This is a genomic window from Cryobacterium sp. RTC2.1, from assembly GCF_035018685.1.
In the GTDB taxonomy this organism is placed as follows: domain Bacteria; phylum Actinomycetota; class Actinomycetes; order Actinomycetales; family Microbacteriaceae; genus Cryobacterium; species Cryobacterium glucosi.
Window position 1 is genome coordinate 1 of sequence record NZ_JASJXJ010000224.1, and the last position, 4,256, is coordinate 4,256.

Genomic DNA, 4,256 nt, shown 5'->3' on the forward strand with positions numbered 1-4,256 from the left:
GCCATGGCCAGGGAACCGGATGCCGTCCGGGCGCGTTGCTGGGCCGCCCTGGCGGGCACGACGAGCCTGACGGGCTCCCCGTCGATCAGGAACGCTGAGCCGAGGGGAAAGAGCCGGAGCGCGCCGTGCCGGTCCTCGAGGGTCACGATCTGCTTCTCGAGGCGCACGATGGCGCCGCAGAAGCCCGTGGCGACTTCTTCGACGACGAGGTCGCGGACGGCGTCGTGGGTCGGGATGACCTTCCGTCCCACCTCGCGCCAGCCCGGCCTCAGGGCGTCCTGTCCGTATCGATCGTCATTCACCCGTTCGACGTTAGCCGAAGACCCACGGGAGAGGGACGGCTCTCTCAGCGGAAATCCCGGGAGGTCGTCGGCGCCGCGAGGGTGAGGGTTTCGAATTTGTCGGCGAGGAGATTCGTGACGCCCTCCGGGGAACGCTCCAGGATGCCGCGCACCACGAGCGCGGGCGATTCCCTCGCGATTCTTCGGTAGCGGTTCCAGACGCCGATTCCGGCGATGACGTTGAGAGTCCCGGTTTCATCCTCGATATTGAGGAAGGTCACCCCGCCGGCGGTCGACGGGCGCTGCCGGTGGGTGACGACGCCGCCGACCTGGATCCGGCGTCCGGACTCGGCGGCGGGAAGCCGGTCGATCGGAAGGGCACCGCGTGCGGCCAGGCCCGCGCGCGCGTGGCTGATCGGATGGTCGTCCGGGGAGATGCCGGTTGCCCAGAGATCATAGACGACCTGTTCGACGGGGCTGAGCAGGTCGAGCAGAGGCGGCTGCACGGTGACGGCGGTTCCGCTGAGGTGGTTCGGTCGTTCGGTCGCCGCCTCTCCGGCCGTCCACAGCGCGGTCCGCGGTTCGAGCCCGAGACCGGAGAAAGCACCGGCGGCGGCGAGCGCCTCGAGCTGTTCCGTGTTCAGGCCGACCCGCCCCGCGGCATCCGCCATCGACAGGTACGGCCCGTTGAGGCCGCGCTCTGCGACGATGCGGCCCGCCAGGTCGCCGCCGATGCCGGAGACCTCGGCCAGGCCGAGGCGCACCGCGAAGTCGCCGTCCCTGCGGTGGTCTGCCCAGTCCGGCGGAACAGCTCGGTCGAAGGGCGGCACCGGAGGCTGCTCTGGGCACAGGCACACCGAACGGCGAACTGTCGGGGGACCGTCGGTGGTTTCGAGGCCCGCGTCGGCGCCCGATCGGAGGATGTCCGGACGGAGCACGGTGACGCCGTGGCGGCGGGCGTCCGCGACGAGCGACTGCGGAGAGTAGAAGCCCATCGGCTGGGCGCGGAGGAGGGCGGCCAGGAAGGCGCCGGGGTAGTGCAGGCGCAACCAGGCGCTCGCGTACACGAGCAGGGCGAAGCTGATCGAGTGGCTCTCCGCGAAGCCGAAGTTGGCGAAGGCCTCGATCTTGGCGTAGATCGTGTCGGCCACGTCCCCGGTGATGCCGTTCGACGCCATCCCGGCGTAGAGCCGGTCGCGGAGGGTGGAGATCTTCTCGATGCCGCGCTTGGATCCCATCGCGCGACGGAGCAGGTCGGCGTCCTCGCCGGAGCACCCGCCGACGGCCATGGCCATCTGCATGAGTTGCTCCTGGAAGAGCGGGATGCCGAGTGTGCGTTCGAGCACGGGCTCGAGTTTCGGGTGCAGGTACGTCACCGGTTCCTGGCCGAGCTTGCGCCGGATGTAGGGATGCACGGCGCCGCCCTGGATGGGCCCCGGCCGGATCAGGGCGATCTCGACGACGAGGTCGTAGAAGCGGCGCGGCTGGAGGCGGGGCAGGGTGCCCATCTGGGCGCGGCTCTCGACCTGGAAGACTCCGACGGAGTCCGCCCGGCAGAGCTGGTCGTAGACGCCGGCTTCCTCGCGGGGGATGGTCGCGAGGGTCCAGGTCTCGCCGAGGTGTTCTGCGGTGAGGTCGAAGGTGTACTGGATGGCCGCGAGCATGCCGAGTCCGAGCAGGTCGAACTTCACCAGGCCCATCCAGGCGCAGTCGTCCTTGTCCCACTGCAGCACTGTCCGGTTGTCCATCCTGGCCGGCTCGATCGGGCAGACCTCGCCGACGGGGCGGTCGGTCAGGACCATGCCGCCGGAGTGGATGCCGAGGTGCCTGGGGGAGCCGAGCAGCTGCTCGGCGAGGTCGGTCACGAGCGGGGGGATGTCGTGTTCCGGACTCGAGACGGATTCGCCCCAGCGCTCGACCTGCTTGGACCAGGCGTCCTGCTGGCCCGTGCTGAAGCCGAGCGCCTTGGACATGTCGCGCACGGCGACCTTCGGCCGGTAGGTGATGACGTTCGCGACCTGGGCCGCGTTGAGCCTGCCGTAACGGCCGTAGACGTACTGGATGACCTCCTCGCGCCGGTCGGAGTCGAAGTCGACGTCGATGTCCGGCTCCTCGTCGCGAAGGCTCGACAGGAAGCGTTCGAAGGGGAGCCGGTAGAAGATGGAGTCGACCGCGGTGATGCCGAGCACGAAGCAGACGGCCGAGTTCGCCGCAGAGCCGCGGCCCTGACAGAGGATGCCGCGGCTGCGCGCGAACCGGACGATGTCGTGCACGATCAGGAAGTAGCCGGGGAAGTCCTTGGCCTCGATGACCGCGAGTTCCTTCTCGATGCGTTCGAGCACCGACGGAGAAGCTCCCGGGTACTTCTCGGCGACGCCGTCCGTGACCAGGGACCGCAACCAGGTCATCGGTGTGTGCCCCGCAGGGACATCCTGGCGGGGAAGGCGGGGGCGCGCCCGGCGTAGCGAGAAGGCGAGTTCGGCGGCGAGCGGAACGGTGTTCGCGACCGCGTCGGGATAGCGCGCGAACCGGGCGGCCATTTCGGCGCCGCTGCGCAGGTGCGCTCCGTCGGAGCCGGGGAGCCAGCCGTCCATCTGGTCGAGGCTGCGCCGGGCGCGCACGGCGGCGAGCGCGGAGGCGAGCCGGGAACCTGCCGGCGTTGCGTAATGCACGGCGTTCGTGGCGAGCACCGGCAGGCCCGCCTCAGCGGCGAGGCCCGCGAGGGCGTCGTTGCCGGCGCTGTCCGCGGGGTAGCCGTGGTCGTACAGTTCCACGAAGACGTTGTCCCTGCCGAAGAGGCGCACGAGTCCGGCCAGTTCCCTCGCCGCAGCAGCAGGCCCCCCTGTGACGAGAGCCCGGCGCACGGCGCCCTTGCGGCATCCGGTCAGCACGGCCCAGGTGCCGTCGGCCTGGGCTGCGAGATCCTCGATGTCGTAGACCGGACGGCCCTTCTCGCCTCCCGCGAGATGGGCGCTCGTGAGGGCGGCGGCGAGGCGATGGTAGCCGGCCTGGCCGCGGGCGAGAACGAGCAGGTGGGTGCCGGCCGGGTCGGGAACGCCGGCCTGCGGCTCGCCGAGGCCGAGGGACAGCTCTGCTCCGAAGATGGTGGCCAGGTTGGGAAAGCTCTCGGCCGTCTCGGCGAGGCGCACGGCGCCGTAGAGCCCGTCATGGTCGGCCAGGGCGAGAGCGGAGAGTCCGAGCCTCGAGGCCTCCTCGAGCAGGGCCTCCGGCGAACTGGCGCCGTCGAGGAAGCTGAAGTTGGAGTGCGCGTGCAGTTCGGCGTACGGCACGAGGGCAGCCCGCGTGGTTGAGCCGGCCGGAACGGCGGGCTCCGCCGGGCGGTATGGCCTGCGCTTGCCCGACCACGCCGGGCTGTCGCCGCCGTCGGCTCCCGCGGGCGGACCGCCGGGGCGGCGCCGGTCGGAGAGGGCGCGCTCGAGTTCGGACCACGGGATCGGGGGATTGCTCCAGCCCATCAGTCGGTTCCGTTCTGAGTCATACCGTTGTCAGCCATACCGTTCTCAGCCATACCGTTCCCAGTGGTTCCGTCGTCAGTCATACCGGGCCTCCGCAACCCAGCGGGCGGACTCGAGCAGGAGCAGCCAGGCCGCGCCCGATCCGTCCACGAGCTGGAGGCGATGGCCGTGGTGCGCCCTGGCGAGATCCCACCAGCGTTCGACGAGCGGCCAGGGTCCGGCCCAGGCCGTGACAGGGGACAGGTCGTCGGTTCGCCCGGTTTGAGAGAAGGCGGCAGGAGTCCCGGAGAGGATGCCCCGCTCGTCGACGCCGACGGCAGCGCCGTCCGTGGCGTGGAGCAGGACCGACGGCGATTCCAGGAAAACGGTCGCGGGGGAGAGCCCGGGGAGGCTGCCAGGCCAGGGCGCCGTGGCCGTGCGTTCGCGTGCCGAGGCCGGCTGGGCGGGGACGACGGGGACGGCGTCGCCCCAGGGAACGAGCACCCGGCGGTCCCTGAGC

The 4,256-nt window shown here is 70.9% G+C and carries 2 protein-coding genes and 1 pseudogene; all 3 read right to left on the reverse strand.

The window, feature by feature from the left end; all coding sequences use genetic code 11:
• A partial coding sequence (locus tag QN357_RS18025) for a DUF3097 family protein (protein WP_323505304.1) occupies positions 1-302 on the reverse strand: 302 nt, incomplete at its 3' end.
• Positions 303-346: 44 nt separating this feature from the next.
• Positions 347-3,757 carry an error-prone DNA polymerase gene (locus QN357_RS18030; protein WP_322140814.1) on the reverse strand — a complete coding sequence of 1,137 codons (3,411 nt, stop codon included), beginning with the start codon at positions 3,755-3,757 and terminating at the stop codon, positions 347-349.
• A gap of 75 nt (positions 3,758-3,832) precedes the next feature.
• Positions 3,833-4,256, reverse strand: a pseudogene (locus tag QN357_RS18035) (DNA polymerase Y family protein); the annotation flags it as partial.

Coding starts and splice junctions, on each gene's coding strand:
- QN357_RS18030 (WP_322140814.1), bottom strand. CDS start 3,757: ATGGGCTGGAGCAATCCCCCGATCCCGTGGTCCGAACTCGAGCGCGCC.